Annotated in this window: 18 protein-coding genes; 5 read left to right on the forward strand and 13 right to left on the reverse strand. The window is 55.6% G+C overall.

Features of this window, described 5'->3' with window-relative positions; translation table 11 throughout:
- Positions 1 to 107: 107 nt before the first annotated feature.
- Both HNR03_RS04955 and HNR03_RS04960 read right to left on the reverse strand, forming a co-directional pair.
- Positions 108 to 497 (reverse strand): DUF2177 family protein, encoded by a 390-nt coding sequence (locus HNR03_RS04955; protein ID WP_259151265.1) that lies wholly within the window; start codon positions 495 to 497, stop codon positions 108 to 110.
- Between the two features lie 46 nt (positions 498 to 543).
- Positions 544 to 1,380, reverse strand: a complete 837-nt coding sequence (locus HNR03_RS04960) for a S1 RNA-binding domain-containing protein (protein ID WP_090181387.1) — start codon at positions 1,378 to 1,380, stop codon at positions 544 to 546.
- A 351-nt stretch (positions 1,381 to 1,731) separates the two neighbouring features.
- Between HNR03_RS04960 and HNR03_RS04965 the strand changes: the two genes are divergently transcribed.
- From HNR03_RS04965 to HNR03_RS04975, 3 genes are all read left to right on the forward strand, one after another.
- Positions 1,732 to 1,920 (forward strand): hypothetical protein, encoded by a 189-nt coding sequence (locus tag HNR03_RS04965; RefSeq protein ID WP_017337097.1) that lies wholly within the window; start codon positions 1,732 to 1,734, stop codon positions 1,918 to 1,920.
- Between the two features lie 205 nt (positions 1,921 to 2,125).
- On the forward strand, positions 2,126 to 2,842 hold the full coding sequence (locus HNR03_RS04970; RefSeq protein WP_259151281.1) for a TorF family putative porin: 717 nt from the start codon (positions 2,126 to 2,128) through the stop codon (positions 2,840 to 2,842).
- Positions 2,843 to 2,919: 77 nt separating this feature from the next.
- A complete protein-coding gene (locus HNR03_RS04975; protein ID WP_259151282.1) occupies positions 2,920 to 3,789 on the forward strand; it encodes a DUF6279 family lipoprotein in 870 nt (289 codons plus the stop codon).
- A gap of 61 nt (positions 3,790 to 3,850) precedes the next feature.
- On the opposite strand, the gene HNR03_RS04980 is transcribed toward HNR03_RS04975, so the two are convergent.
- A complete protein-coding gene (locus HNR03_RS04980; RefSeq protein WP_259151284.1) occupies positions 3,851 to 4,240 on the reverse strand; it encodes a transcriptional regulator in 390 nt (129 codons plus the stop codon).
- Positions 4,241 to 4,417: 177 nt separating this feature from the next.
- On the opposite strand from HNR03_RS04980, the gene HNR03_RS04985 reads away from it, so the two are divergent.
- Complete coding sequence (locus HNR03_RS04985; RefSeq protein ID WP_259151287.1) at positions 4,418 to 5,152, forward strand: thioredoxin family protein; 735 nt, start codon at positions 4,418 to 4,420, stop codon at positions 5,150 to 5,152.
- 232 nt (positions 5,153 to 5,384) lie between these two features.
- On the opposite strand, the gene HNR03_RS04990 is transcribed toward HNR03_RS04985, so the two are convergent.
- The 5 genes from HNR03_RS04990 to HNR03_RS05010 all read right to left on the reverse strand — a co-directional run bounded on the left by HNR03_RS04990 (position 5,385) and on the right by HNR03_RS05010 (position 11,621).
- Positions 5,385 to 5,588: a hypothetical protein gene (locus tag HNR03_RS04990; RefSeq protein WP_259151288.1), complete on the reverse strand. Its 204-nt coding sequence runs from the start codon at positions 5,586 to 5,588 to the stop codon at positions 5,385 to 5,387.
- Between the two features lie 499 nt (positions 5,589 to 6,087).
- Positions 6,088 to 6,495 carry a hypothetical protein gene (locus HNR03_RS04995; protein ID WP_259151289.1) on the reverse strand — a complete coding sequence of 136 codons (408 nt, stop codon included), beginning with the start codon at positions 6,493 to 6,495 and terminating at the stop codon, positions 6,088 to 6,090.
- Positions 6,496 to 6,650: 155 nt separating this feature from the next.
- Entirely contained in the window at positions 6,651 to 7,337 is a 687-nt protein-coding gene (locus HNR03_RS05000; protein WP_310504345.1) for a transposase, read from the reverse strand.
- 232 nt (positions 7,338 to 7,569) lie between these two features.
- Positions 7,570 to 8,043, reverse strand: coding sequence for a hypothetical protein (locus tag HNR03_RS05005; RefSeq protein ID WP_259151290.1), 474 nt, complete (start codon positions 8,041 to 8,043; stop codon positions 7,570 to 7,572).
- Entirely contained in the window at positions 8,043 to 11,621 is a 3,579-nt protein-coding gene (locus HNR03_RS05010) for a DUF637 domain-containing protein (RefSeq protein WP_259151293.1), read from the reverse strand. Before HNR03_RS05010 ends, HNR03_RS05005 begins: the two co-directional genes overlap by 1 nt.
- 407 nt (positions 11,622 to 12,028) lie before the next feature.
- Between HNR03_RS05010 and HNR03_RS05015 the strand changes: the two genes are divergently transcribed.
- Positions 12,029 to 12,301, forward strand: coding sequence for a hypothetical protein (locus tag HNR03_RS05015; RefSeq protein WP_129442062.1), 273 nt, complete (start codon positions 12,029 to 12,031; stop codon positions 12,299 to 12,301).
- A 45-nt stretch (positions 12,302 to 12,346) separates the two neighbouring features.
- Here HNR03_RS05015 and HNR03_RS05020 read toward each other — a convergent pair whose 3' ends face one another.
- From HNR03_RS05020 to HNR03_RS05040, 5 genes are all read right to left on the reverse strand, one after another.
- Positions 12,347 to 12,937 carry a hypothetical protein gene (locus HNR03_RS05020; RefSeq protein WP_259151303.1) on the reverse strand — a complete coding sequence of 197 codons (591 nt, stop codon included), beginning with the start codon at positions 12,935 to 12,937 and terminating at the stop codon, positions 12,347 to 12,349.
- A gap of 226 nt (positions 12,938 to 13,163) precedes the next feature.
- A complete protein-coding gene (locus HNR03_RS05025) occupies positions 13,164 to 13,787 on the reverse strand; it encodes a hypothetical protein (protein ID WP_259151306.1) in 624 nt (207 codons plus the stop codon).
- Between the two features lie 12 nt (positions 13,788 to 13,799).
- Positions 13,800 to 14,042, reverse strand: a complete 243-nt coding sequence (locus HNR03_RS05030; RefSeq protein ID WP_259151308.1) for a hypothetical protein — start codon at positions 14,040 to 14,042, stop codon at positions 13,800 to 13,802.
- Positions 14,043 to 14,200: 158 nt separating this feature from the next.
- Positions 14,201 to 14,719: a hypothetical protein gene (locus HNR03_RS05035; protein ID WP_259151310.1), complete on the reverse strand. Its 519-nt coding sequence runs from the start codon at positions 14,717 to 14,719 to the stop codon at positions 14,201 to 14,203.
- Complete coding sequence (locus tag HNR03_RS05040) at positions 14,716 to 25,836, reverse strand: polymorphic toxin type 43 domain-containing protein (protein WP_259151311.1); 11,121 nt, start codon at positions 25,834 to 25,836, stop codon at positions 14,716 to 14,718. The genes HNR03_RS05035 and HNR03_RS05040 overlap by 4 nt, the downstream gene beginning before the upstream one ends.
- Between the last annotated feature and the right edge of the window lie 13 nt (positions 25,837 to 25,849).

A 25,849-nucleotide genomic window follows, 5' to 3' on the forward strand; every position in this document is an offset into this window, starting at 1 on the left:
GGCTCACTCCCACATTTGATGGTTGTCGTACCAAATATTTGTAATCACTGAAGATCAATGTGGGAGCGAGCCTGCTCGCGATGGCGTCACTGCAAACCGCCGAGATGCTAGGCCTTGCGCGCAGCCCAGAATCCAATAGAACAGGCGACACACGTCGCAAAAGCACCCCAGGCCATATCCATCAACGCCAACTGCGCCGACCACCCGTGCAACGTCGCCCAATTACTCAAGTCATACGTGCCGTAAGCCACCAGCCCCAGCAACGCGCCCAACGCCGAGGCACGTCGCCAGGTTTTCGCCGGCAACACAACGAACACCACACAACCGAATACATAGAGCAGATAGAACACCGCTGCCGGGGCCAGCAGCGGTGAATCGAGCATCAGCGAACCGAGCAGCGCCCGATAAGTGGGCGCCATCAACACGCCAAGCCAGAGGCCGTCGAGCACGAGAAACGCCAGCAAGGTGCCGGCGTACGCCCACAATGATTTCTTCATAGCCGCTCAACCCCATGCCATCGACCTGCATGGGGCCGATGCGAGGTCAGCTTAGTTCAATGCGATCGGCATGAATGACGATCTGGCCATTCTTGTACAGCGCGCCGATGGCCTTCTTGAAGTTGCCTTTGCTGACGCCGAACAGATTGGTGATCACTGTCGGGTCGCTCTTGTCGCTGACCGGCAGGGTGCCGTTGTTTTCACGCAACTTGGCAAGGATCTTCGAATTGAGGCTGGTGGCCGCTTCTTCGCCGACCGGTTGCAGGCTCAGGCTGATCTTGCCGTCGGCACGGACTTCTTTGATAAAGCCCTTCTCTTCTTTGCCGGCGCGCATGAACTTGAAGATTTCGTTCTTGTGAATCAGGCCCCAGTGCTTGTTGTTGATGATCGCCTTGAAGCCCATGTCGGTCGCTTCAGCCACCAGCAAATCAACTTCCTGACCGGGGGTGTAATTGGCCGGGGTCTTGTCCAGATAACGATCCAGACGCGCCGTCGCGGTGATGCGGCGGGTGTGTTTGTCGAGGTAGACGTGCACCACGACATACTCGCCGGCCGTCATCTGGCGCTTTTCTTCGGAGTACGGCAGCAACAGATCCTTCGGCAGACCCCAATCCAGGAAAACACCGATGCTGTTGACTTCAACGACTTTCAAACTGGCGAATTCACCGACCTGAACTTTCGGCTTTTCGGTAGTTGCGATGAGTTTGTCATCGCTGTCCAGATAAATAAAAACGTTGAGCCAATCTTCATCTTCGCTGGGAATATCTTTGGGAATATAACGATTAGGCAGAAGGATCTCGCCTTCCGCGCCACCGTCCAGATATAAACCAAAGTTAGTGTGTTTAACCACTTGCAAACTGTTGTAACGCCCGACTAAAGCCATTTCCAATACCCTCATTGCGTGGGCGACATTCTACCCGGTTTTGCGGGCGGCGTTTCCGTGGCCAGCCCGGTGACAGCGGATTTTCTTCCGAACGCCTTGATTTCCGTGGGTTCTGCCGCCTGTGCCTGGCCGCTCGTCAGACTGCACGGACGATTTCTACCCTCCTCGACCGATCAAACGGCTGAATTTCAACCCCCTTGTTCTTATTTAAAACAGCGGCTTAGGGGCTTATTTCGAATAATAATCGGCGAATAAGTAAGCCCTACGATGTGTATTTTGAGGGGATATTTACCAAGCAATTGTCAAGTATTTCATGTACGATGCCTGGCCAAGTTAATTTTCTACAGGTTAATGGCCGCCATGCGTGTAAAAGCATCCAACAGCAAAGCAAAGCCAGCTCCAGCCGTTGAAACCAGCGAATCAATCAACAACCAGATCGCTGCGTTCCTCAAGTCCGGCGGCGAGATCCAGCAAATTGCCAAAGGCGTCAGCGGCCAGACGTTCGGCCCGTCCAAGCAGATTACGCTGGGCAAGAAGTAACACCCCGCGTTAACTGGTCCATAAGCGCTTTGAGCTTCGAAGCGCTTGGACTGGAACCCTCCCCGCAACACCCCGAAAAACCCATCTAATTTTCAAAAATCGACGAACGGCCTTCGATGCCGAGCATTCGCCGGTATGCTTGCACACGTCTAGATCAAGCGTTTCAGTAGGTTTTAGTTCCTGCTCCGCGGTCATGGAGTGACGCATGCTCAAACCCTCCTGTTTATTACTCGGCACCCTGTTGACCTGTTCGCTCGCCAACGCGCAAGTGTTCCAGCGCGAATTGGGCGATTTCGATCTCCAACTTGGCACCACCGCCAGCCGCAGCATGGCGCAGGGGCTGGTCAAGCCTTCCACCACTGGCTCGTTCCACGGTGGACTCGACCTCAGCCACAACAGCGGTTTCTATGTGGGCCAATGGGCACCCAGCATGGGCTTGACGCCTGGGGCCAACCTTGAAGTCGACTCCTACATGGGCTTCAAACAGTCTTTCGATCATACCCTCGGCTATGAAGTCGGCATGATCCATTACAGCTATCCGAAAGTGGACACCCTCGACAGCCAGGAGCTGTTCGGTGGCCTGACTTTTCTGGGCAGCCGTTTCGGCGCAGCATTCAGCAACGACCCCGACAAACAGAACAGCACCGTCTTCGCCGACCTGGGCGGCAATCAGCCGTTCGGCATCGGGATCAGCATGAAATACACCACCCACCAGCTCAACACCCCGGTGTCCGTCGACGGCGGGTATGTCGGCAGTTTCACCGATTGGTCGGTGCAACTTTCCCGGCCCTTCATGGGCGTCGACCTGGACTTGATCTACAGTGGATCCAGCCTCAGCGGCGGCGATTGCTCGGCCTATTCCGGGCACAACAGCCAATGCGACGGACTGGTCACCCTCAAGGCCGAACGCGCATTCTATTAATGGGCTGAACTGCCGCGCTCATGCAGCGCTCTTATAAGAATCCACTCAAGAAGCCAGAACTTCGCAAGGATTCGCCCATGCCGCGCTGGTTAAAGTGTCTCGCCGTCATCATCACCCTCAGCCTCGCACTCGGTGCGTGCAGCCGCGTGGGCCTGGCCTACCGCAATCTCGATGTGATCATTCCATGGACGCTCAGCGATTACCTGGACATGAACGGCGAGCAGAAAGGCTGGTTCAACGAGCGCCTCAAAGAGCACTTGAGCTGGCACTGCAGCACGCAACTGCCGGGTTACCTCGACTGGCTTGATCGCTTGCAGACCATGGTCGAGACCAATCAGGTCACCGACGCCGCGCTGCAAACCCGCACGGAGGAAGCCAAAGCCGCCATCGCCCAGACCGCCAGGGAAATCACCCCGTCGGCCATCGAATTGTTACAAGGGCTGGACGACAAACAAGTCGCAGAGATGAACGACGCCTTCGCCAAGGATCAGCGCAAGCGCCAGGAGGAATACCTGAAACCGACGCTCGATCAGCAGATCAAGGAACGTAGCGAGCGCATGGAAAAACGCCTGAATGACTGGCTCGGCCCACTCAGCCCGACCCAGCAACAACGCGTGGTGACCTGGTCGAAAGCCTTGGGCGACCAGAACACCCAATGGATCGCCAACCGCGCCCATTGGCAGAAACAGTTCAGTTCAGCGGTCGAGCAACGGCACAGTCCAGAATTCCCACAGCGAATCGAGACACTTCTGGTCAATCGCGAGAGTTTATGGACACCGGCTTACCGTCAGGCCTACGCCAATACTGAGGCTCAGGCACGGGGATTGATTGTGGATCTGATGGCCGAGAGCACGCCGGCGCAACGCCAGCGGCTGTTGAAAAAGATCGAAGGGGTGAGGAAGGACTTCAACGATCTGAAGTGCCTGAAAGCCGCTAAACAAGGCTAAGCGCAATACGAAACAAATGTGGGAGTGAGCCTGCTCACTCCCACAGTGATTATCGGCGTCTTCAGGCAATCTGCGCCTTCGACGCCACCTCATCAAACGTCACCTCATCCAGCGCATCTTCCTGCTCATCCAATACCTGACGCGGATGGTCATTACCCGGAATGCTGCTGTCGATCAGGCTCAACAAACTCGAGCCCCGTGGCGTCAAAATGTAATTGGAGCCCGTACCGCCCTGCTCTTCAGGCCGAGACTCAATGTAGCCGCGCTGCAGTAGCAACTTTTCGTACTCGCCGGCCACCGCTTTCAGGTGATCCAGGTTTTCCGTCTGCTCACCTTCCGTAGCTTTCTCGGCTGCGTAATCTTCGGCATAAGCCCGTGGGGTGTAGCTGGCAGCACCGTTCTGCACTTCGTGCAGCAAGCGTTCAATCAAATCCCAGTTGTAAGTTGTCATCCTGATTCAACCTCCGAAGCCTGTGAGTGAAATGGCCTTCTTAAGTTGTGACCCACTGGGTGTGCAGCCGTTCAGCTGAGGTTTCGAACAGCACCGCCCGGCGGCGTGTCGAATTTGGCGTAGGTCAAACGACTAGGCTTTGTCAGTCACCTCCCAGCACATCGCAGGAGAAAGCCAATGAACATTCAGAATCATCCCGTCGTGTCCCGCGAAGAATGGCTCGTCGCCCGCAAACAACACCTGGCCCACGAAAAAGCCTTCACCAAGGAACGAGACAAACTCAGCGCCGAACGTCGCGCCCTGCCTTGGGTGAAAATCGACAAGGACTACCGCTTTCAGGGCCCGAACGGCGAACTGAAACTCGCCGACCTGTTCGGTGGCCGCAGCCAACTGGTCATCTACCACTTCATGTTCGCCGCAGGATGGGACGAAGGCTGCCCCGGTTGCTCGTTCCTGTCCGATCACATTGACGGCGCTAACCAGCACCTGGCCCATCATGACGTCGCCGTGGTGGCGGTTTCCCACGCACCGTTCGCCGAATTCCAGGCATTCAAACGGCGTATGGGCTGGAAATTTGATTGGGTGTCGTCAGATGGCAGTGATTTCAACTACGACTTCGGCGTATCAGCCCGAGCCGAAGATGTTGTCGCCGGTAGAGCTACGTACAACTACGAAAAGTCTGACGGCGCCGAGGAAGAACTGCCTGGTCTCAGCGTGTTTTATCGCAATGAAGCGGGAGAGATTTTTCACACGTATTCCACTTATGCGCGGGGGCTTGACCTGTTGGTTGGCGCCTATAACTACCTCGATCTGACGCCCAAGGGCCGTAATGAAGAGGAAATCATGGAGTGGGTGAGGCATCACGATAAATACGAAGAAAAGGGATCGCAGAGTTGCTGCCATGGGGGATAGGCAGTAGGCACCGAGTCGCGTCCGTCGCAGGTAAGCCAGCTCCCACTTGGATCTGTGTTGAATACGCAATGTCCATAGACCACAAGTCAACTGTGGGAGTGAGCTTGCTCGCGAAGAGGCCTGCCCAGTCAACCAAGATAGAAGTGAATCAGGCTTCTACGAGCGCGAGCTACAAAGTGAAACTTAAAAAATGGATACCTAAGTTTCTTATCTCTTCAGTAATGCTGATTGATTAATCCATCCAGTCAACGTCACAATCGACTAGTTGGGCTTGAAGAATTGCCTCACTTTCAAACCAATAATCGAATCCTTCACTATCACTTCTTTTTAAGTACAGATAATACCCGCCGGTATCGCCGCAACGTTCGTCATCGACAAACACTTTCCAGCCAGAATACTGGCCACCAACTACAACACCCTCTCGAATTACAGACATATCTACATCCTATTCCGTATAAGGCACATGATTGTTAGATATATAACGTCCTCTTGGTCTTCGTTCTCCGAATTCCAGGCCTTCAAACGGCGCATGGGCTGAAAATTCGACTGGACGTCGTCAGCTAGCACGGCAAAAAAGGGACTGGCAAAAAAAACAAAAAGGGGCAGATCTATTTTCTGGCCTTGTCCCGTCCTGAATAAGGTTTACACCTTCTAATCTTTATGGAACATGACAAACAAATAGTTCTGTCCCCTTTTCTGCACCAACGTTTCTCTGGGGCAGTTGACTGCCAGGGCGGTGCTGGTTGTATCGCTACCGTTTGATCCACATGGGTGTCAGGCACGACTCGGTCGTAGCCAACGATGAGGAAACGGATACGACGGGTTCAACCAGTCGGGTTTAGTTATAGGAGAAACCCTGCAGCAAGAGCTGCAGGGCAAGTTGGCTTTTAGCCTTGACTCGAGACCGGCTAATGGGTGTCCCTTTTTGTCCTCTATTACATACCACTATATGGATCAGCAATATTATCACCAAGTTCACTTATCGCACTTTCTATTTCAGCCGCCACATTGGACGGCAGTCCATTAACATTCTGACTCGATATAAATTCGAATAACCCAACAAGGCCTAGCCTTGCAGCAACAGCAACAAGACACTCAACAAGCTCCAAGTTATCGGCATCCCAGCGCGAGATTAAGACCCGTTCTATTTCGCCTTTTAAATAGTTACCCAAAACTGTATACGTTTGCCATTGACGATCGCTGAGTTCAAGAAAACTCCTTACAATCTCAGAGTTCCCACACTCAGCAAGCGCACAGTTCTCGATAAGCTCGACAAATTCAACATATAATTCATCCTCGGCCATGGAGTCTGGCAAGGAACAATAATACGAAAAATCTTTCATTCTTTAAAATCCACAGGAATGTGAGTTAAATTAAAGGGCTTTCTGTATAGCTTGCCATCCTGCCCAAGTAATTTATTTCCAATTTTTATTTGCGCTGTCCACCCTGCACCAGAATTATATAAACGGGGACAGACCACGTTTTCCATCTAAAAAATCTAGTGCTTTTTCGGTCTGCCCGGGCATCCCCGCCGAGTTCGTCGCCCAATCATAGCTTCAATTTCGGCTGCAAATCGCGAACCACCAAGTACATAGTTGCCATTTGTGGCAGCCCGAATCTGGTCAACCAATCCTATCTCCAACTCGCTTCTAAAAAGCTCGCGATAGACTTCAGCAGTCGATACATCTGTGTCCCCAAGCGATAGGTACTGAGCATGCGGGGTAATGAGATGCGAAAACTCTGATTGTGCGTTAGCACGATAACTCGACCAACGATATTCCGCAGGATGCGTCACCATTTTGGCTCTGACAGGATTCATCTCAATGTAGCAATAACAGGCCAATACATAACTATCACTTTGAACAAGGCACGAACGGAAGCGTCCTTCCCATAAAGTCCCACTACGTCCATATGTACGATTTATGTATTGCACATATCGTTGCCCTATTCCTTTCATAAGCAAACTGGTACTGCTGTGCTCATGAGGGCTAATCAACAAATGGACATGATTAGTCATAAGACACCATGCGTGAATTTCACACGAATTTTTGTTGGCCTGTTCAGCAAGCAGCTCTAAATAAAAAAGGTAATCATCCTCTGAAAAAAAGCAAACTGATCTATTATTTCCTCGTTGAATCAGATGCAAGGGGACACCTGGCATCAAGAGACGTGCTCTGCGTGGCATATGGTGAATCCGTTCACAATTAATGATGCCAATAGCTTAGTCAATTCTATGAAAAACAATCTCCCTATCTATTTCACACTATTTCAGATCGCTAAAGTGCGACACAGAAAAACGTAGTCTGCCCCCATTCTTTGCCATTCTCAGGATAAACGTGGTCTGTCCCCGTTTTTCAAATTTGCTTCTGTTAACGTCCATCTCTCTGCATTAGCAAGGGTACCTGCGCCTTTTGCACCTACTCAAACACTTGATAAAAAGTAACAGTAGGCCCGTAATCCTGATCCGAATTAGAAACATCCACAGAAAACTTACTATCTGGAAATTTGTCTTTTAAGGCTAGCCGCCATGATAAAGCAATAATTTCAGCTAGCTGTTCAAAAATAACGTCATCAACCTCATCCGTGCAGCCTGAAAAAACATCGTACAAATGGGTGTGATTCATTATTTTTTCAACCGCGCGCGCATCACCATCAAATTTGGTTAACCATACAACAAAAACATCATGATCGTATTTGGCGTTTAAAAGAACCGCACCTTGACTAACAAAAAAATCAGGAAACAAAAGCCTGCAAAATACTAGGCAATCTTCAGGATTACACATGGCGCTTATATAAGAAAATATATCGACATCATCTTTTTTAGCCCAGCTTGATGCCCATGACTCGAATCTGCTCAAACCGCTAAACTGTCTAATTGTCTGAATCTTCATTACGGAATCTCATCCGGAGTGGTAGGCCGTGGAGCCAATTTCGTAGAAGGCGACTGAACCCTGACTGTCCCGTCCGGCAACGTATTTCTACCATATTCTATTACATGTGGTGTTGACACATCAGCATGAGCTGCACCTGTCACGTCAACACGCTTGACAATCATCCCAGCTGAATCATAGACAGCATAGCTGGTGATATTTCCTTGATTATCGGCTCGATACACAGCTCCATTCGCGGGGCCACCATCTAGCTTAAAACGGCCGCTAATCTGAGTGGCGTTTTCAAGCGGACCTCCGACAAGATCACTTGCGTTGCGAGGCACAGAATTGATGCTAGTCGAGCCTTTTGCACCTACCGTAGTCCTATCAAATACGTCTGCCGCCTCTTTTACAAGCGTACTACCTGGATTCGGATTCGTCACAGGAAGCTCGCCTATGCCCGAAGCATTCGGCAAACGCGTATTCGGAACCCTAACACTAGCGACTCCCAGAGCCCCCACCACTATGTTCCCAGCAGCGTTCCAGAGATCACCATTAAACGCCTGATCCACACCATAACCCGCCTGGAGCACACCGTTGGCCGCTGCCGCGATTCGTATACCAGTCCCCAATGGGCCAGTGAGACCGTACAACGCCGGATTACCGAGGTTCGAAAGCCCCTGTTGCTCGTTGTTAATCTGCAAATAGCCTTGGGCGTCTTTATAAACCAGCTCGTTTTCACTTTTTGGCCTGTTCCACGCCAACTGATCGACCCAGCCTCCCAGTTGTGTACGCAACGCGTCGGCGAAGGCGTTTTTTGCCTCGGTGGTCCCGGCATAGGGATAAATGCCAACGGAATCAGGACCGTTCTGGATCAAAGCATTCGTAAGGGTACGCGCTACATCTTCACCGTATTTGAGCGCCATATCGTATGTGTAAACCTGCACATACGCATTTAGCTCCGCGAGTTCCGCAGCCGAGAGCGAGCCGTTGCCCAGTCGATATTTCGCAAGAAGGTTATCGCTTCGTTGATCAGCGCCTTCCAGCTCCACCAGTTGTCTGGCGGCACCAATACCATTTGTTTCCTTGAACTCTTCACGCGCTTGATCACGTTTGGCTTCAGCGTGATCGCCCAAGAAGTTGTACTGCGTAGCATTCGCCGCCACCGCAGCACCAACCCCGACATCCCCACCCGAAGCCGCTGCGCCTAGCACCCCCACAATTTGCGAAAGCGCGAGAATGTTGGCCTGGGCCTGGTTGTAGTCCGTGGAACCAGGAACGAGGTTCGAAGGTAAAAGTTTGTCGCCCAGCAATCCGACCAGTATTTCGTTGGCGCCACCTGCCAGCGCTCCGGTTCGGAAATCTCCGCCCATCGCTTCAGCTAGCAAGCCACCCAAACCCGCATGCAGCAGAATTTTTTCCAAACCGCCCTCTGGCAGGGGCAGATCGCCAATTTTCCCGGCCCCGACTGCGCCGCCAATACTTGCGGCTACGCTGGCAGCCGAACTGGCCAGATTGTCTTTGAAGCTTCCTCCGTAGACAGCCGTCTTGACCACTGCGTCGGCGGTTACCTTGATCGCCACAATCTTCACGCTATTGGCATCTAGCCCCAGTGCGCCCGGATCGTAATTGAGTCCTTGCATAACGCCCGCTGTTGCGGCGGCCGTCACATAACCTTTGATACTGTCCTTTGAGGTAACGTCCTTGATGACCTTGCCAAGATTGCCCCGGTTGTCGATGGTGCTGACAGTGGCCTTGGTCGCGGCACTCACCGCGACCGCCTGCAACATCGTGTTCATGCCGGCCATCATCGGCCCCATGACGGCAGCCAACGCAATCGCAATGATCAACTGCGATGCCGGCCCGAGTCCCGAGTTGCTGTACTTGAACGACTCATGAATCTCCTTGACCTGCCTCCAGTCCACATCGCCCCGAGCTTCGGCTTGCTTCAGCCAGGCCAGTTGCGGATCAGCCTGGACCATCGCATCGATGGTCTGACTGACGCTTTGCTGATCGACCTGTTTGATGTCGATTTTCAGGCCATCCACAGCCTTGATCACGATGTTGCCTTTGGCAATCATCTGGGTCTGGCGCAGTGTCTCGTCGGTGTTGCCCTTGCCTTTCGATGAGGTCCAGAAGGCGTCGCCATCACTCTTGGTATGGCTCTCGTCATGCAGGTCTTTCACCCCTTCAAAGATGATCGCCCCGCCACTGTCCAGCGTGATGTCCTTGCCACTCTCCAGCTTCGCCACCTGATAGCGCTGATCCCCGCCACTGGACAACGTCAGGTCGCCACCGGACTTGATCTGCGTACCGATGTGGGTGACCTGCGTCACCTCATCGTGCTGGGTCTTTTCACTGCCCCAACCACCGCTTTTTTTCATGTCATACAGCGAGTAGTCGCGGTCCTGTGCGGCCAGCAGTTGCAGGTCGCCGTCGGCATGCAGGTAGGCTTCTTTGCCGGCGCTGATGTCGCTGGCAACCAGGGTCATGTCCTTGCCGGACTTGAGGGTCAGTTTGCCGCCGGCATCCAGTGAGGTGCCGATCTGGCTGACGTGGTCTTCCTGGCGGGTTTCCTTTTTGTCCTTGAAGTAGCTGTGTTGTTCGTCGGCGGCGGTGGCGAACAGCAGGTCGCCCTTGGCGTCTATCGTCACGTCGCCTTTGGCGTCGAGCTTGCTCGCCACCACGCTCACGTCGCGGCCGGAATTGACGGTCAGGTCCCCGCCCGCACTGACGCTGGCGCCGTGCTGGGTGAGGGTTGAGTCGAGGAAGTCGGTACGGCTGTCGGAGTGGCGCTCTTCCACGGCGGTGATGCTGACGTCGCGCTTGGCATCGATGGCCATGTCGCCACCGCTTTTCAACACACCGCCGGTGTTAAGAACGTCGCGCCCGGCGTTGATCACCAGTTTGTTGGCGGCCTCGATGCGGGCGGCGCTGTCCACGAAGTCGCGCGCGTGGCTGTAGTCGCCGACGCTGCTGTCGTGGGAGGTCACCGTGCGCTCGTTGACCACGTCGCCGTTCGTGGCGCTGAGGGTTACGTCGCGCCCGGCAATGATGCCCCCCGCCTTGTTGGTCAGGTTATTGGTGGCGAGCAAGTCCAACCGTTCCCCGGCCTCCACCAACCCGCTGCTGACCAGGTCTTTTTTGGCCGTTGCCTCCAGGTTCTGGCTGGCGCGCAGGGTTCCGGCGTTGTTCAGGTCTTTACCCGCGATCAGGGTCACGTCGCTGCCCTGGATCAATGCGCCGTTGGCGGCGAGGCGGTTGTTGGCGTTGGCCAGGTACAGCACCGGCACCAGGACTTTTTCGCCATTCACTTCGTGCTCTTCGAGCCAGACGATGTCGTGGGTCAGGGCCGCGACTTGCTGTGCGGTGAGGGTGACGCCGAGGCTGAGGTTCAACGTGTCCTTGCTGGCGATGGCGTTGTTCATCAGGTACTTGAAAACCGCCTCGTCCGAGGTCTGACCGTCGATGAAGCGCTGGCCGGTGCGGGCGACCACGGCTTGCTGGATCAGTTTCTGTTCGAAGAGGCCGTCGCCAAGGCGCTTGGCGCTTTGATCAGGGTTGTAACCCAAGCCTTGGAGCAGGTAGTCCGAGCTCATGAATTGCTTGAGGTCGGTGAGTACAGGGTTGGTTTCGATCAGGTATTTGTGCGGTTGGGATTTGCCGGCGTTGCTTGGCAGACCCTGGACGCGGTTGATCGTAAAGGTCCTACACCAACCTCGGAATCAGGCACCTTGCACCGCTGGAACGATGAAGCTTATAGTCCGCCCGTCGTCCCAATGGCGATTCAGGTTTGGCGACCTGATCATAGAGAATGCGAAGGCTATCGGCTTAATTGCAGGTTCCGACGCACCCGCAAAGCCGCTATTTATGGCGGCTGTGCGCGGGAGATCTTCGGATCTGCCGGTTTTCTCTATGCCGGTTCGCCAACCTGCGCACAGCTGCCACCTAATCGTTTGGCGACGACCGAGTGACGGCATTGGCTCATCAAAATAGAGATTTTCAAATGAATCGATACATGCCCCTCACCGGAATCGACCTGATCCCGGCATCACTCCTCATCGACACCCAAGCGCCATTGGATGTCCTGCAAGCAATGGCGGATTACCGTATTCGCACGGTCACTCAGGTGCTGGAGAACATCGCCTTTCGTGCCGAGATTGGTTGCGACACGGTAGTGCTTTCAGACTTTTCCAAACTGCTGGCCATTCCGTTGCGCGACGGTTGTGATTTGATGGATGTGATTGGTCGGCGGTTGCGGGCGCAGGCTGCGGAGTGAATGAAAACGGGCGACTTTAGGTCGCCCGTTTTTAAGTTGTCCCACTTACTTCGAAATAATGATTGGAATGAACATCTGCGCAGGAGGTGCGGGCGGGCGCATCATGCCTTCGCTTTTCACCACAAATACCCCCTTACTCTTGATCGCTTCGAACAAACGCTCAGTGGCCGCAGTATCGACATACCCGCCCTCATCAATGGAGGCACTCAGTGCCATCTGACGCCGCTCCTCTGTCAATTGGAGTTGGTTCGTACGCAAGAATGAACAAATGGAAATCGTTTTAAGCATCGAAAGTTCAACGTGCACAATCTCCACATACTTCAGTGTTTTAGCGTCCCAACCTTGAACAAAAAGCCCATTCGTCGTCAGCGCATAAGTGCAAAAATAATAAGTACCAGTGTTTGAACCGGGAGTTGCGATAATCAGGGAGCACCGTCCATGTTGAAGAATAGGATCAGTTAACGTCGGATGGTCCCTGATGATCTGCGCGGGGAACTGCGCTCGATCGTAGTAAATCGTCGCCTTGTCGTAGGGAGTCGTGTTGCAGCCTGACAGCAGCACCGTCAAGCTCAAGATAAACCAGGAATAATAAAAACGCATCGCACCGTACTTTTCAGTGAATTGTGGACGGACCATGAACTATAAATACTTTACTAAAAAACATGCCTCTATATTGGGAGCTGATATATTTTACCCCTGTTTATAGAGCCTCATCGGTTAGAGACCGTAGTACGCGCAGCGTCAGAATATACGCCAAAAGATGCCGAGTTTTTAGCCCCCCTCTCAGGGACGGTTTATTTCGAAAACTCAGTTCTTCATCAATATATAAAACAGCCCTCCAGCACCATCTTCACATACACCCTCATTTAAAATCTTCAATCGCTCTCCCTTTACCCTTCAGAAAAGCGCTGACAAAATCCAAGTCAACCTTTAACAACAATTTAACAACATCATTTATTTTCCAGTAATGAACGTCCGGCCGATCAAAAATCATCACTAAATGTTCTCTAAGCAAAGGAATATACTCGAAAAAACCTTTAGCTTCCACCAACCAAAAAAAATCCGAAATTTCAAAAGGGGCAGTATTTGAAAGCTCGATAATTTTCGATATTGGATTATAAATTTCTTCTCTTGCTTTTACCGACTCACCCTTATCAGACATATTTGCAAAATAACTAGTCAAAGCAAGCAGTATACACCTATAGGTATCATCATACCCATGCAACCTATGAGTCATAAGCCCACTCACAGCCCCCAGATTATCAATATATTTATCTAAAGCAACTAAACCTTCTCGAACCCCCCAACTAGCAAGCAATTTAGCAGCCAAAAAACACTCCATACAGTCATCGCCATTCAACAACAAGCCCATTAAACCATCAATTCTGTTTTGCGGAATATCCTCCGCATCCAAATCTGCTGCATCAACAGCATAATCAGCATTGTCCGGCACGCTGTAGAGCAAATCATAAATTCGCGACTCCATTCCTACCACCTATTATTCAGAAGGATTAATATATTTAGCTGGAACACAACCCTTAATCAAACATTCACCATCCCTTACAGCATTTCTCAAATCTTTTTTCGCACCTTCCAAGCTACGTAAATTCTTATCGCTTGAATTAGCAGTATATCTCTCCTGCGCTTGATCAAGCTTCAATTGCAACTCATCCCTAACCTGCTGATTAGTTAAAATCTGAGGGGAAAACGGGGACAGACCACGATTAAATTGAAGGAGCATTATCCACCCCCTCGATAAATGTGGTCTGTCCCCGCTTTCGTTATAGCTGTTCGTTCCTGATGCAACATTAGGGTCAGCGGGGTTCCTCGGCACGATGTGGTCAATCTGGGCCTCGCTTGGTGACGGTGTAACACCGGCTTGGCTCTTTTGCACCTATGTCACAAAACTTTTAGCTGCTTAGCTATTTTTCTGGCCGAGTGACGTATTTGTTGAGTCTCTCCAGCTTTACTCAACGCCTCCAACTCTGTTTCTAAACTATTAGATCTCGGGACGAATAAAGCCCACTTCAATGCCAAGCCAGACCAGTACTCACTCTGACTTCTAAGACCTGCCATAACAATTTGCTCAAATGGAAATAAGTCTATGAACCCCTCGGAAAGCCCATAACCTTTAAGCCCATCGATCATCTTGCAACGAACCACTTCTGGAAGATCCTCTAATACTGGCAGAAAAAATACACACGCAGTTTCGTCGCTGACTGTCTGAACAACAGACTCTGTCGATCTAGCCCAAAGCCCCTTGGAAGTAAGCCCCAAAAGAAAACGCCCCCCACACAATTTTGCTACAGGAAGCCAACTCAAATTAGCCCCTTCAGAGTTGTACTCAATTTTTTTTATCCATGGAGCATCTAGCTTACCGAGCTCCATCAATAGCTTTTTTTTCAGTTCATCTATCATCTAGATATCCCGGGAGTATGGGTAACATCCACGCCATGGCTGCTCATAAAGGACTTGAACTGCTCACGAAGCTCGGGAGTCCAGTTCATCCCGTAATGTCCGCTCCATTCATAGGTTCGAAGAACTCCATTTTCCTTCCAGATCCCGCCGCCGACGATAGCGTCAGATGAAGGGATTTTTCCAGCATCCAATATCCCATCATGCCCAAATTGATTCTGCCCCATGATGAATCGTTGACTAGCCGGATCGTAAATAAAGTCAATAGGTTTTGAATTACTCAACCCTTGTACAGCTTTGGAGGATGAATATGCATCACTGACTTCTAAGAAGCCCTTAGCTGGCCCACTGCCATTTGCCGCAGCTTTTGCAACCCCACCACCCAGAGGGCTCGCACCACCATGCGGTCCTTGCATGATGTCAATAGGTTCGACCTTACCAAGGTCATCTTGCTCCTGCTGAGGGATGGGCTCACCCATCATTTTCCTCAGCTCATAGTCTGCTTCCTCAACCTGGTTATGGTGCAGTTCGTCGTTGTACTTCTCCCCAGCCCCACCAATCAAACTGCCAGTATTGGGATTGCCGCCCGCCAGTGCGGCCGAGAGCAGCCCGATCATTTGAGCGGTCGCGATCTTGCTCTGACTGCCTTGCACGCTCAAGTTATCGGCGTTGAAGTTCTCACTAACGTACTGTGCTAAAAACTCGTTGGCCTTGGGTGTCAGCCCTTCAGCAGCGCCGCCTGCAATAGCGCCACTGGCAAAACCCTCACCCTTGGCGGCTGATATCAACCCGCCCAACACGGCGTGAAGGAAGATGGTCTGCGCGCTTCCAGGGTCAACGCCCAGATTCTGAGCAAGATCACCAATGCCCTTGTTACCGGCCGCGGCGGCGAGATCCAGCCCCTCACCCAACAGCGCCCCACCCAGATTTTGACCAAAGCTGCCACCATTGATGGCTGTTGAGATGCCACTGTTGATCAACGCATGTGTACCGCTGCGCAATACGGTTTGCTCAGCATTACTCCAGCTGAGCATATCGCTGGAATAGCCCGGATTCTGGATAGGGCCCGAACCCGTGACTTGCGATCCACCGTTAGTGGCGCCACTTGGGCTCTGGAACCAGTTGCTGTCCGCATAGCTCATCGCACCAGCGGTCAAACTCCCGATGGCGGCGTTTTTCAAACTGTCGCTGCTGAAGGTGTCCTTGAGTGCCAGGGCCAGGTTGCCCTTGTTGTTGATGACGCTCACGGCACCGGTGCTGGCCATCGAGGTCAACGCCGCCGAAGCCATGACGTTCCCCCAACCTGCCGCCGTGAACTCCGCTCCCGCCGCAAGGGCCTCTGATGTAGTTGCGGCCGCCATTGCAGTGCCGGAGCCCGCCGTTGCACCTGCCGCCGTCCCCACTGCCGCACTCGCTGCCCCTGCAGTCAGAACCGTCACGACGATGATGATCGCCAGCATTGCCCCTTCGCCCAACCCGGAATGGCTGTACTTGAAGGAATCGTGCAGTTCTTTGACTTGCCGCCAGTCCACGTCGCCGCGTTGCTCGGCGTCCTTCAACCAAGCCAGTTGAGGATCAGCCTGGACCATGGTGTCGATGGTCTGGCTAACGGTTTTCTCGTTGATCTGTTTGACGTCAATGTGCAGGCCATTGACCGCATTGATGGTCAATTTTCCTTGGGCGGCCATAGTGCTCTGGCGCAGGGTTTCGTCGGTCGTGCCTTCGCCCTTCATGGAAGTCCAGGCCAGGCTATTGCTGCTCTTCTCGTGGCTCTCTTGATGCAGATCCTTCACCCCTTCAAAGGTGATGGCACCACCACTTTGCAACGTCAGGTCTTTGCCGCTCTCCAGATTGGCAACCTGATAGCGTTGATCGCCGCTGCTGATCAGGCCGATATCCCCACCAGCCTTGACTTCACTTCCCACGTTAGTGACCTGCGTCACTTCATCACGCTGGGTTTTCTTGCTCCCCCAACTGCCTTTTTTCTTCATGTCGTACAGCGAATAGTCGCTGTCTTGCGCCGCCAGCAGCTCAAGCTTGTCACCCGCCACCAGATAAGCTTCATCTCCAGCGTTGACCTTGCTGGAGATCAGCGTCAAATCCTGACCCGCACTCAGCGCAACGCTGCCACCCGCAGTGACCGTCGTGGACACCTGACTGACATGGTCTTCCTGGCTCGTGATTTTCTTGGTCTTGCTGTACGAGTGCTGCTCATCCGCGGCTGATGCCAAGGTCAAGTCGTCTTTGGCTGCCATGGCGATGTCGCGTTTGGCGTCGATCTGGCTGGCGATGGCGGTGAGGTCCCGGCCGGCGTTAAGGGTCAGATCGCGACCCGCATCAATACTGGAGCCGTATTGGGTGATGGTTTGATTGCGGTGGTTCGAACCACGTTCGTTGCTATCGACCTGCTCTACGGAGGTGAGATTGACGTCACGTCCGGCATTGATCGTGGTGTCCGCGCCGCTTTTCAGTACGCCGCCGGTGTTGTTGAAGTCTTGCCCGGCCTTGATGGTCAGGCTGTTGGCGGCTTCGATACGGGCGGCACTGTCAACGAAGTCGGTCCGCTCGTCGCGATAGCCGCTGCTGCTTTCGTGGGTGGTGACGGTGCGTTCGTTGACTACATCGCCGTGGGTGGCAGTCAGCGAGACGTCGCGGCCGGCGATGATGCCGCCCGCCTTGTTGGTCAGATCATTGCCGGCCAACAGGTCGAGGCGATTACCCGCCTCCACCAGGCCGCTGTTGACCAGGTCGTTGCTGGCGGTGGCCGACAGGTTGTTGCTGGCCTTCAAGGTGCCGGCGTTGCTCAGGTCCTTACCGGCGATCAGGGTCACGTCGCTGCCCTGGATCAGGGCACCATTGGCGGCCAGGCGGTTGTTGGCGTTAGCCAGGTACAGTACCGGCACCAGCACTTGCTCGCCGTTCACCTCGGCGTTTTCCATCCAGACAATGTCGTGGGTCAGGGCCGCGACTTGTTCGGAAGTCAGGCTGACGCCCAGCGACAGGTTGAGCTCCGTTTTGCTGGCGACGGCGTTGTTCATCAGGTACTTGAACAAGCCTTCATCGCTGGTCTGGCCATCGATAAAGCGCTGACCGGTACGAGCCACCACCGCTTGCTGGATCAGGCGTTGTTCATAGAGGCCATCGCCCAGGCGCTTGGCACTTTGGTCGGGGTCGTAGCCCAGGTTCGACAACAGGTAGTCCGAGCTCATGAATTGCTTGAGGTCGGTGAGTACCGGGTTGGTTTCGATCAGGTATTTCTGGGGTTTGGACTGGCCGCTGCTGGCCGGCAATCCTTGGACACGATTGATGGTAAAGGCCGTGGAACGACCAGGCAGTGCCGAGCCGGTTGAATTGGCAGCCGGTGCGCTGACGTCGATCGCGCTGGCACCGACACCCACGTTCGACGCCACATAATCAGCAGGCTTCAGGTCAACGCTGCCGGCGGAGGCCTGAGTGTTGCTGACCGGTAGAATGTTCCGTGGCTGGACGCTTTGCAGCGGTTGCTGACGCTGGGTCGTGCTGACGCTGCCGCCGCCCATGGTCCAGCTTTGCGGACCGCTGGCCACTGGAGTGCTGCTGTCTTGGCCGCTCAGGCGGAACAGGCCGTTTTGCCCGGTGGGCAGAGTGAAGCCGGGCAAGGCCAGCGGGTTGACTTGCTGCTGGGCCAGGTTGGGTGGCAATTGCTGATTGAGGGTGATGCGCGTGGAGAACTGGCTGCCCGCAGCACCGGTGCCCGTGCGCGGACCGCTGCCCACGTAGGTGTAGCCAGGGCGCACGACACTGTTATCGATATTGTTCTGGGCGTTGATGTTGACCGCGCCAGCAGCCTGGATCACGGCGGCGTAACTTTGGTCGCTGGATGAGATTTTTGTGGTCGTACCGAACTGAGGCAGTTCAGCTTCGGTCATGCCAATAAAGTTGGCCATCCCGGCCTCAAGACCGCCCAAGTCGTTGGGGGTATAGCCCGCGCTTTCGAACCAGTACTTGTCGGTGAAGTCGCTGGCCGCGTTGTACAACCCGCCTGCGTTGCGGGTTCGTTCGGAGCGAAATACCCGGGTGGTCTCGGTTTCGCCGGTCTCGATACCGCTGTTGGTCAGGTTGACCAGCGAGGCGTTCAGATTGCCGCCGGTGGCGATGGTGCTGCTCTGGTTCAGCAGGTCACCACCGGTCAGGCTCAGGTCCCCGCCGGCGGTGATGCTGGAGGCGGCACTGGCCTCGGTGACCTCGAATTTGTCGCGCTGCACGATCTCCCAGACATGGTTTTGCTTGCCGCTGCAATCACCGGCATTGACCCCTTCGATACACTCGATTTCGTCAATTTTGGCGGTGTAGATGCCCTGATTGTTGGTGGTCAGCACCGCGCGGATGTTCTGGATCGTGCTCGCCGCCAGGCTCATGCTGCCGTCGCTTTGAATCGACGATGAGCTGTTGATGATGCTGTTGGCGAACCCGCCGTGACCGTCTCGATCGATACTCAGATTGGCGAGGCTGTAAACATTGGCGTAGCTGTTGTTGAAGTCAGCAACGCGCAACGACATGTTGCCGCCGCTGAAAATCAAACCACCGCTGTTGATCAAGGTCCCGGTTGTGAGCGTCAGGTCGTCCCCGGCCCCCAATGTCCCGAAGTTTCTCACCCCGCCCGCCGTGATCGTCATCCTGGCCCCGGAAGTGAGCCGACCGGTATTGTCCAGTTGGCCGCTGACATTGAGCGTGGTGCCGCCACCGCCGGCAATGCTGGAGTTGACACTGTTAAGGCTTACTTGCGCGGCGCTCAGGCCCAGGTTGCCCTGACTGCTGAGACGACCGGCGCCCCAGTAAGCCGCGCTCAAGCCGACGTTCAGGCTGCCGTCACTGGCGATCAAGCCTTCGTTGAACCAGTTGCCGCCACTACCGATGAAACTGTCGGAAGCCAACAGTTGGCCACTGGCGGTTTGGGTGAAGTTGTTGACGTTGACGGTCAGGCGCCCGGCCTGGATGACGTTGCTGTTGGTCCAGGTGTCGGTACTGATGGTCAGGCCACCACGGGTGACGATCGTGCCACCGGCGTTGATGACGTTGGCAGTGGAAATGTCGAAGGTGCCGTTGCCCACGTGCAGCAGGCTGCCGCCGCTGTTGAGGAAGCTGCCAGCGCCCAGAGTCAGGTCAGTGTTGGCGCTTTCCAGCGTGCCGTTGCGGTTGTCGAACAGGCCACCGATCTGGAAGCTGGTTTTGCCTTTGTCGCCAAGGGCGCGCAGTTGACCGGTCTGGTTGTCGAGGCTGGCAGCCTTGATGGCCAGGGTACTGTCGCTCTCGATGATGCCCAGTTGGTTGTTCAGGGCGCCGCTGAGGTTGAGGTCGATCTGTTGGCCGGCGATCTGGCCGTCATTGTCGCCGCTGTTGTCAAAGTTGTTGCCGGTGACGTTGATCTTGCCTTTGGCGTACAGGCCGCCGTTGCGGTTGTCAAAGTTGCCGGTGTTGATGATCGCATCGCCGCTTTGCGCCGAAATGCGCCCGCCGTAGTTGTCGATACCACCCAGAGCGCTTAAGGTCAGGCGCTGGGCCTGGGTGATGCCGCCCTGGCGGTTGTTGTTCAGGTCGTAGCCGTTTTTCAGCACGCCGGTCAATTGCGCCGTGAACGCCGCTTGCAGGCTGGCGAGCACGCCGCCGCGGTTGTCGACGTTGTCAGCGGTGACAGTTAGGTCGCCGGTCTGGGCGATGATCCGGCCGCTTTGGTTATCGATATCACCGCCCGTGGTGAGGGTCAGCGCGCCCAGACTTTGCAGAGTGCCCTTGGCGTTGGCGAGGCTCGCGGCCTGGACTTGCAGGTCTCCGTTCTGGCTGTAGATCAGGCCATCGGCGCTGTTCTGCACGGCGCCAGGTGTGGTGATGGTCAGCAGATCATTGGCCGCGACAGTACCGCGATTGCGGTTGTCCAGGCCTCCGGTGAGCAGTGTCATCAAACCTTGGCTGGCGAGTTGACCACCCTGGTTATTGATTTGCGTGGCGCGTTGCACCAGCAGTGGGCCGGCGCTGGCCAGTTTGCCGTTGGTGTTGGTCAGGGCGCCGAGCAGGTCGAGGGTCACGGCACCGCTGCCGATCAGATTGCCGCCGGTGTTATCCAGTGTGGTACCGGTGAAACTGAGGTCCTGGTTTGCGTTGACGGTGCCGCCGGCATTACCCAGGGTCATCGCCTGCATAGTCAGGGTCGCGCCACTGTCGATCAAGCCGCCCTGGGCGTTGTTCAGCAGACCACTGAGGGTCAGGGTCTGGTTGCCGCTGCTGGAGAGAATGCCGCCGTTGCTGTTGTCCAGGCTCGACGCGTTGACGCTCAGGGTTTTCTGGCTGACCAGCGCACCTTCACCGCTGTTGAGAATGGCACCGCTGACGGTGACGGCTACATCGCTGTCGTGACTCGACAATGTGCCTTTGTTGCGGTTGTCCAGGCTGTTGCTGGTGAGGCTCAGGCCTTGCCAGCCGGAGAACAGACCACCCTGGTTGAGTACCGTGTCAGCGTTTACCGTCAGCAGGTTGTTGCTGATCAGTTTGCCGTCGCTGTTATCCAGGGCATGAGCACTCAGGCCGAGGCTTTGGCTGCTGGAGATTTCGCCGTTCCGGTTGTTCAGGTCGCGCAGGTGCTGGAGGCTCAGCAAGCCGGCGGTGGTGATCAGGCCGGCGCTGTTGTTCAGGTCCCCGGTGGCCGCTCCGAAATCAATGGCAATGGCGCTGCCCAGCAAAGAACCGTTCTGGTTATTCAGGCCGCTGCTGTTGATCGTCAACCCCGTGGTGGCGTTGATCAGCCCCTGGTTCTGGTTCGTCAGCAGCCCATCGAGGTTGAGGTCGAGGTTGGCGCGGCTGGTCAGCGTGCCGCCGCTGTTGTCCAGGCTGGCGGCTTTGACGTCGAGTGCCGCGGCGGCGATCAGGCCTTTAAGGTTGGTCAGCGCCTGATCGATACGCAGGGTCAGGCTCTGATTGCTCAGCAGTTTGCCGTTGCTGTTGTCCAGGCTGCGAGCAGCGATGGTGAAAGCCTCGGCGCTGGAGATTTCGCCGCCGTTGTTATTAACGTCGGTGAGGTTTTTGAGCATCAGCAACGGCGCGCTGATCAGGCCATTCTGATTGTTCAACTGGCCCTGGTTCAGATCCAGCGTCAGGGAGGTGTTGCTGAACAGTTGCCCGCCTTGCTGATCCAGGCCGGTGACGCTGGCAGTCAGGGCACCGACACTGGCGATACGGCCGCCGTCCTGGTTGGTCAGTTGAGTGGTGGTCAGGTCCAGACTGGCGCCGCTGTTCAAGCGACCTGTGTGGCTGTTATCCAGCGCGCCGGTGTTGATGATCACCGCGCCTTTGCCGCTGATGCTGCCGTTATTGCGGTTGTCGAGGCTGGCACTGTTGAGTGTGATGCCAGCATCCGTGACGATCTCGCCGCCCTGATTGAGCACGGCGCCGGTGGTGGTCAACGTCAGCGGCCCTGCCGCGGAAACGCTGCCCAGGGTGTTGGTCAGGCTGGCAGCCGTGACCCCGAGTGCACCTTCGGCGCTGAGCAGGCCCTGGCTGTTGTTCAGGTCCCCCGTGAGATCGAGCGTCAGGTTTTTCTGACTCAACAGCGAGCCGCCACTGTTGTCGAGATCGCCCCCCGTCAATGTCAGGTTGGCCGTGCCCGAGAGCAGGCCTTTGGCGCGGTTGAGCACCTGATCAACCGTCAGCGCCAGTGCGCCTTCGGCGAATACCTGGCCGCCATCGCTGTTGTCCAGACGATTGCCCACCAGGGTCACATCTGACTTGCTCGACAATTCGCCACCGCGGTTGTCGACCGATTCGACGTTCAGTTGCAGGGCGTTGGTCGCACCGACCAGGCCGCCAAACTGGTTATCGAGGCTGATGCCCGTCAGGGTGAGCCCACCGGTTGCGATCAACTGACCGCCCTGGTTGTTCAAGGTCCCGACGCTGGCCGTGACATCGGTTCTACCGGCGATCTGGCCGCGGGTGTTGTCCAGGTTGTCGGCGCTGAGGTGCACGTCACCGTCAGCGATGAACGTGCCGTCCTGATTGACGATCTGACTGTCCACCGTCACCCTGAGGGTGCCACGACTGCTGATCAAGCCGCCGGTGTTATCCAGACGAGCGCTGTGCACCTCCAGTGTCTGTGCGGCAATCAGGCCCTTGATGCTGGCGAGCAGTTGATCGATGTGCAGGGTCAAACCCTGATTGCTGATCAACTTGCCGTTGCTGTTATCCAGGTTCTGCGCGGCCAGTGTGAAGGCCTGGGCGCTAGAGATTTCACCGTTCTGGTTGTTGACGTCCTTGAGGTTTTTCAACATCAGCAACGGTGCGTTGATCAGCCCGTTCTGGTTGTTCAGTTGGCCCTGGTTCAAGTCCAGGCTCAGGGACGTTTTGCTGAACAGCTGTCCGCCCTGCTGATCGAAACCGGTGACACTGGCGGTCAGGGCCTTATCGCTGGCGATTCGACTGGCAACACCGTTGCTGACTTGGGTCGCGGTCAGGTCGAGCGTATTGCCGCTGATCAACTGCCCGCCCTGAGTGTTGTCGAACGTACCGGTCGTAACGGTGGTCGCGTTCTTGCCACTGATCAGGCCGTTCTGGCTGTTGTTCAGGCTTGCGCTTTTGAGGGTCAGGCCGCTATCGGTGGTAATCGAACCGCCCTGATTGTTCAGCACTCCCGTCGTCGTCACCGCCAGCACGCCAGCACTCGACAAGCTGCCGCGGGTGCTATCGAGGCTGGCCGCGTTGACCGTCAGCATCCCTTCACTGCTGATCAGGCCTTCAATGTTGCTCAAGGCATTATCGAGACGAATATCCAACCCGAGCTGAGTGACAAGGCTGCCACCACTGTTGTCCAGGCTCTGCCCTGTAACCGTCGTGGCGCCCTTGCCGAACAACAGCCCCTGGGTCTGGTTGATGATCTGCGCCACTTTCAGGCCCAGCTCGGTGCCGGCCAGGATCTTGCCGTTGTCACTGTTGTTCAGGCTTTGGCCTTCGATGGCCACATCAACGGCGCTGGAGATTTCGCCGCCGCGATTGTCCATCTCATCGACGTTGAGTTTCAGCGCTTTTGTCGCGCCTACCAGGCCACCGTTGCGGTTATCGAGCCCCTTGCCATTGAGGGTCAACATCCCTTGGGCGACCAGTTCGCCGCTCTGGTTGGTGAATTGCGCAACCTTGGCCGTCAGATCGGTTTTGCTGGAGATACGGCCGCTGCTGTTGTCGACGCTGGCAGCCTCCAGGCGCACCGGACCAACTGCGCTGAGCAAACCGCCGCGGTTATCCAGATGAGTGCCGTTAAAGTTGAGGGCCGCCTGGCTGTTGAGCAGACCTTGCTGGCGGTTATCGAGTTGCCCGACGGTCAGTTGCAGGTCTTTGCCGGCGCGTATTTTGCCGGTGCGGTTGTTGAGGCTGGCGGCCTGAAGATCGACCACACCTTTTGCGCTCAGGTCGCCGTTCTGGTTGTCGAACAGGCCATTGATCCGCGCAGTTAGGCTGCCATCGCTGACCAGGCTGCCGTCATGGCTGTTGTCCAGGCTGGCGGCGTTGATGCTCACGCTCTGACCAGAACCCAGCACCCCGTTCTGGTTGTTCAGGGCCCCGATCAGGCCGATGTTCAGCGCAATGTCACCCGTTACCTGGCCATCACTGTTGTCCAGCGTGGTGGCGGTAACGCTGGTATTGCCCGCGCTGGAAACTTCGCCATTGCGGTTGTTCAACTGCCCAAGGGTGGCCGTGAGGTTGCCGTTGCTGGTGATCACGCCTTGGGCGTTGAGGACATCAGTCGCGCTCAAATACACAGCACCGCTGCCCAGCACCCGACCCGAGTTCTGGTTATCCAGGGTCCCGGCGGTGATGTTGGCGGTTTGCCCGGCGCTCAGCGTACCGCCCTGGTTAGTCAGGGTCTGCGCGGTATTCACGGTCAGATTGCGACTGGCAACCACGCTTTTGCCGCTGTTGTTGAGATTCTGCGCGCTCAGGCTCACATCACCCGTGGCGTTACGGCTGGTGTCAGCATTGACCCCGGCTTCGATGATGCCGTTGTTGGTCAGCACACCACCGGCACTCAGAACAATGCTGTCCCGCGCCGCAAGGGTTTGCTGGTTGGTCAGGTTGCCTTGGGTTTGTACGTTGACGGAGGTGCCGGCATAAACCGGGCCCTGGGCATCAAGGCTGGCGGCTTTGACATTCACCGCGCCAGCGGCAGAAGTTTGCGCCAGACTCAGATGGCCATTGGCATCGATCTGAATATCGCCACCACTGGCCGCCAGGTTGCCATCGAGTTTCACCCCGACCCCGGCCTCGGTGCCGACCAGTTTGATCGCCCCGGCGTACATCCCGCCCAAGGCCGATGAGTCGATGGCCAGTTGCGGCTTGGCGCTGCCGTCATCGGCGCGGGCCGTGGCGTTGAGGTTGTCGGCATTGACGTCGTTGCGACCGGCCACAATCGTCAGGTTCTTCGCCTGAATCTCGGCGTTGATCTTCGCGCTGCGGGTGATGATTTCGAAGCTGTCGACGTTGTTGGCGTTAAGCCCGGCGCCATCGATAGTGACGCTGCCCTGATCGACCTGAAAGCGATCGAGACGTCCGCTGTCGAGCACCGGTTTGCCGGTGGTCAACGTCACGCGTGGCGTGTTGATGAAACCGCAACCGTTGCAGCTGATGCCGTACGGGTTGGCGACGATGACCCGCGCCGATTGCCCCGCCACTTCGGTGTAGCCGCGCAACTGGCTTGGGCTGCCACCGACGACTTCGTTGAGGATGGTTTGCGCCGCGGCCCGGTTGGTCAGGTTCGGGTTGCCGACGATGATGCCGCCCAGTTGCGTCGCGCCGGTCTGCGCGGCGACGTTGTTGAGGATGACGCCTTGGGTGCCGACGTTGTAATCCTGAAACTGGTTATGCGACAGGCCGGTGCCGTTGGGGGTGGCGATATTGACGATGGGTACGCCATTGCCCGCCTGACCGAGGCTGGTGCCCGGCGTAGCCACGACGATGCCATCGGCCTGAGCCCACATCGGTTGCCAAAACATCACGTTGGCCAACAGGAACGCCAGTCCGCGCTTGGGCATGCCCAGGAAGTGCTCGCGGGTTTTCACGGCGGCAGAAGGTTGGCGAGCGAGAAAAACGTAGTGGCGAACGTCCATGTGAAAGGTCCCG

This window comes from Pseudomonas sp. JAI111 (assembly GCF_024809425.1).
Lineage (GTDB): Bacteria > Pseudomonadota > Gammaproteobacteria > Pseudomonadales > Pseudomonadaceae > Aquipseudomonas.

Excerpts from the sequence above, each read along its gene's own strand:
- HNR03_RS04955 (WP_259151265.1), bottom strand. The coding sequence starts at position 497 with ATGAAGAAATCATTGTGGGCGTACGCCGGCACCTTGCTGGCGTTTCTC.
- HNR03_RS04960 (WP_090181387.1), bottom strand. The coding sequence starts at position 1,380 with ATGGCTTTAGTCGGGCGTTACAACAGTTTGCAAGTGGTTAAACACACT.
- HNR03_RS04965 (WP_017337097.1), top strand. The coding sequence starts at position 1,732 with ATGGCCGCCATGCGTGTAAAAGCATCCAACAGCAAAGCAAAGCCAGCT.
- HNR03_RS04970 (WP_259151281.1), top strand. The coding sequence starts at position 2,126 with ATGCTCAAACCCTCCTGTTTATTACTCGGCACCCTGTTGACCTGTTCG.
- HNR03_RS04975 (WP_259151282.1), top strand. The coding sequence starts at position 2,920 with ATGCCGCGCTGGTTAAAGTGTCTCGCCGTCATCATCACCCTCAGCCTC.
- HNR03_RS04980 (WP_259151284.1), bottom strand. The coding sequence starts at position 4,240 with ATGACAACTTACAACTGGGATTTGATTGAACGCTTGCTGCACGAAGTG.
- HNR03_RS04985 (WP_259151287.1), top strand. The coding sequence starts at position 4,418 with ATGAACATTCAGAATCATCCCGTCGTGTCCCGCGAAGAATGGCTCGTC.
- HNR03_RS04990 (WP_259151288.1), bottom strand. The coding sequence starts at position 5,588 with ATGTCTGTAATTCGAGAGGGTGTTGTAGTTGGTGGCCAGTATTCTGGC.
- HNR03_RS04995 (WP_259151289.1), bottom strand. The coding sequence starts at position 6,495 with ATGAAAGATTTTTCGTATTATTGTTCCTTGCCAGACTCCATGGCCGAG.
- HNR03_RS05000 (WP_310504345.1), bottom strand. The coding sequence starts at position 7,337 with ATGCCACGCAGAGCACGTCTCTTGATGCCAGGTGTCCCCTTGCATCTG.
- HNR03_RS05005 (WP_259151290.1), bottom strand. The coding sequence starts at position 8,043 with ATGAAGATTCAGACAATTAGACAGTTTAGCGGTTTGAGCAGATTCGAG.
- HNR03_RS05010 (WP_259151293.1), bottom strand. The coding sequence starts at position 11,621 with ATGAGCTCGGACTACCTGCTCCAAGGCTTGGGTTACAACCCTGATCAA.
- HNR03_RS05015 (WP_129442062.1), top strand. The coding sequence starts at position 12,029 with ATGAATCGATACATGCCCCTCACCGGAATCGACCTGATCCCGGCATCA.
- HNR03_RS05020 (WP_259151303.1), bottom strand. The coding sequence starts at position 12,937 with ATGGTCCGTCCACAATTCACTGAAAAGTACGGTGCGATGCGTTTTTAT.
- HNR03_RS05025 (WP_259151306.1), bottom strand. The coding sequence starts at position 13,787 with ATGGAGTCGCGAATTTATGATTTGCTCTACAGCGTGCCGGACAATGCT.
- HNR03_RS05030 (WP_259151308.1), bottom strand. The coding sequence starts at position 14,042 with ATGCTCCTTCAATTTAATCGTGGTCTGTCCCCGTTTTCCCCTCAGATT.
- HNR03_RS05035 (WP_259151310.1), bottom strand. The coding sequence starts at position 14,719 with ATGATAGATGAACTGAAAAAAAAGCTATTGATGGAGCTCGGTAAGCTA.
- HNR03_RS05040 (WP_259151311.1), bottom strand. The coding sequence starts at position 25,836 with ATGGACGTTCGCCACTACGTTTTTCTCGCTCGCCAACCTTCTGCCGCC.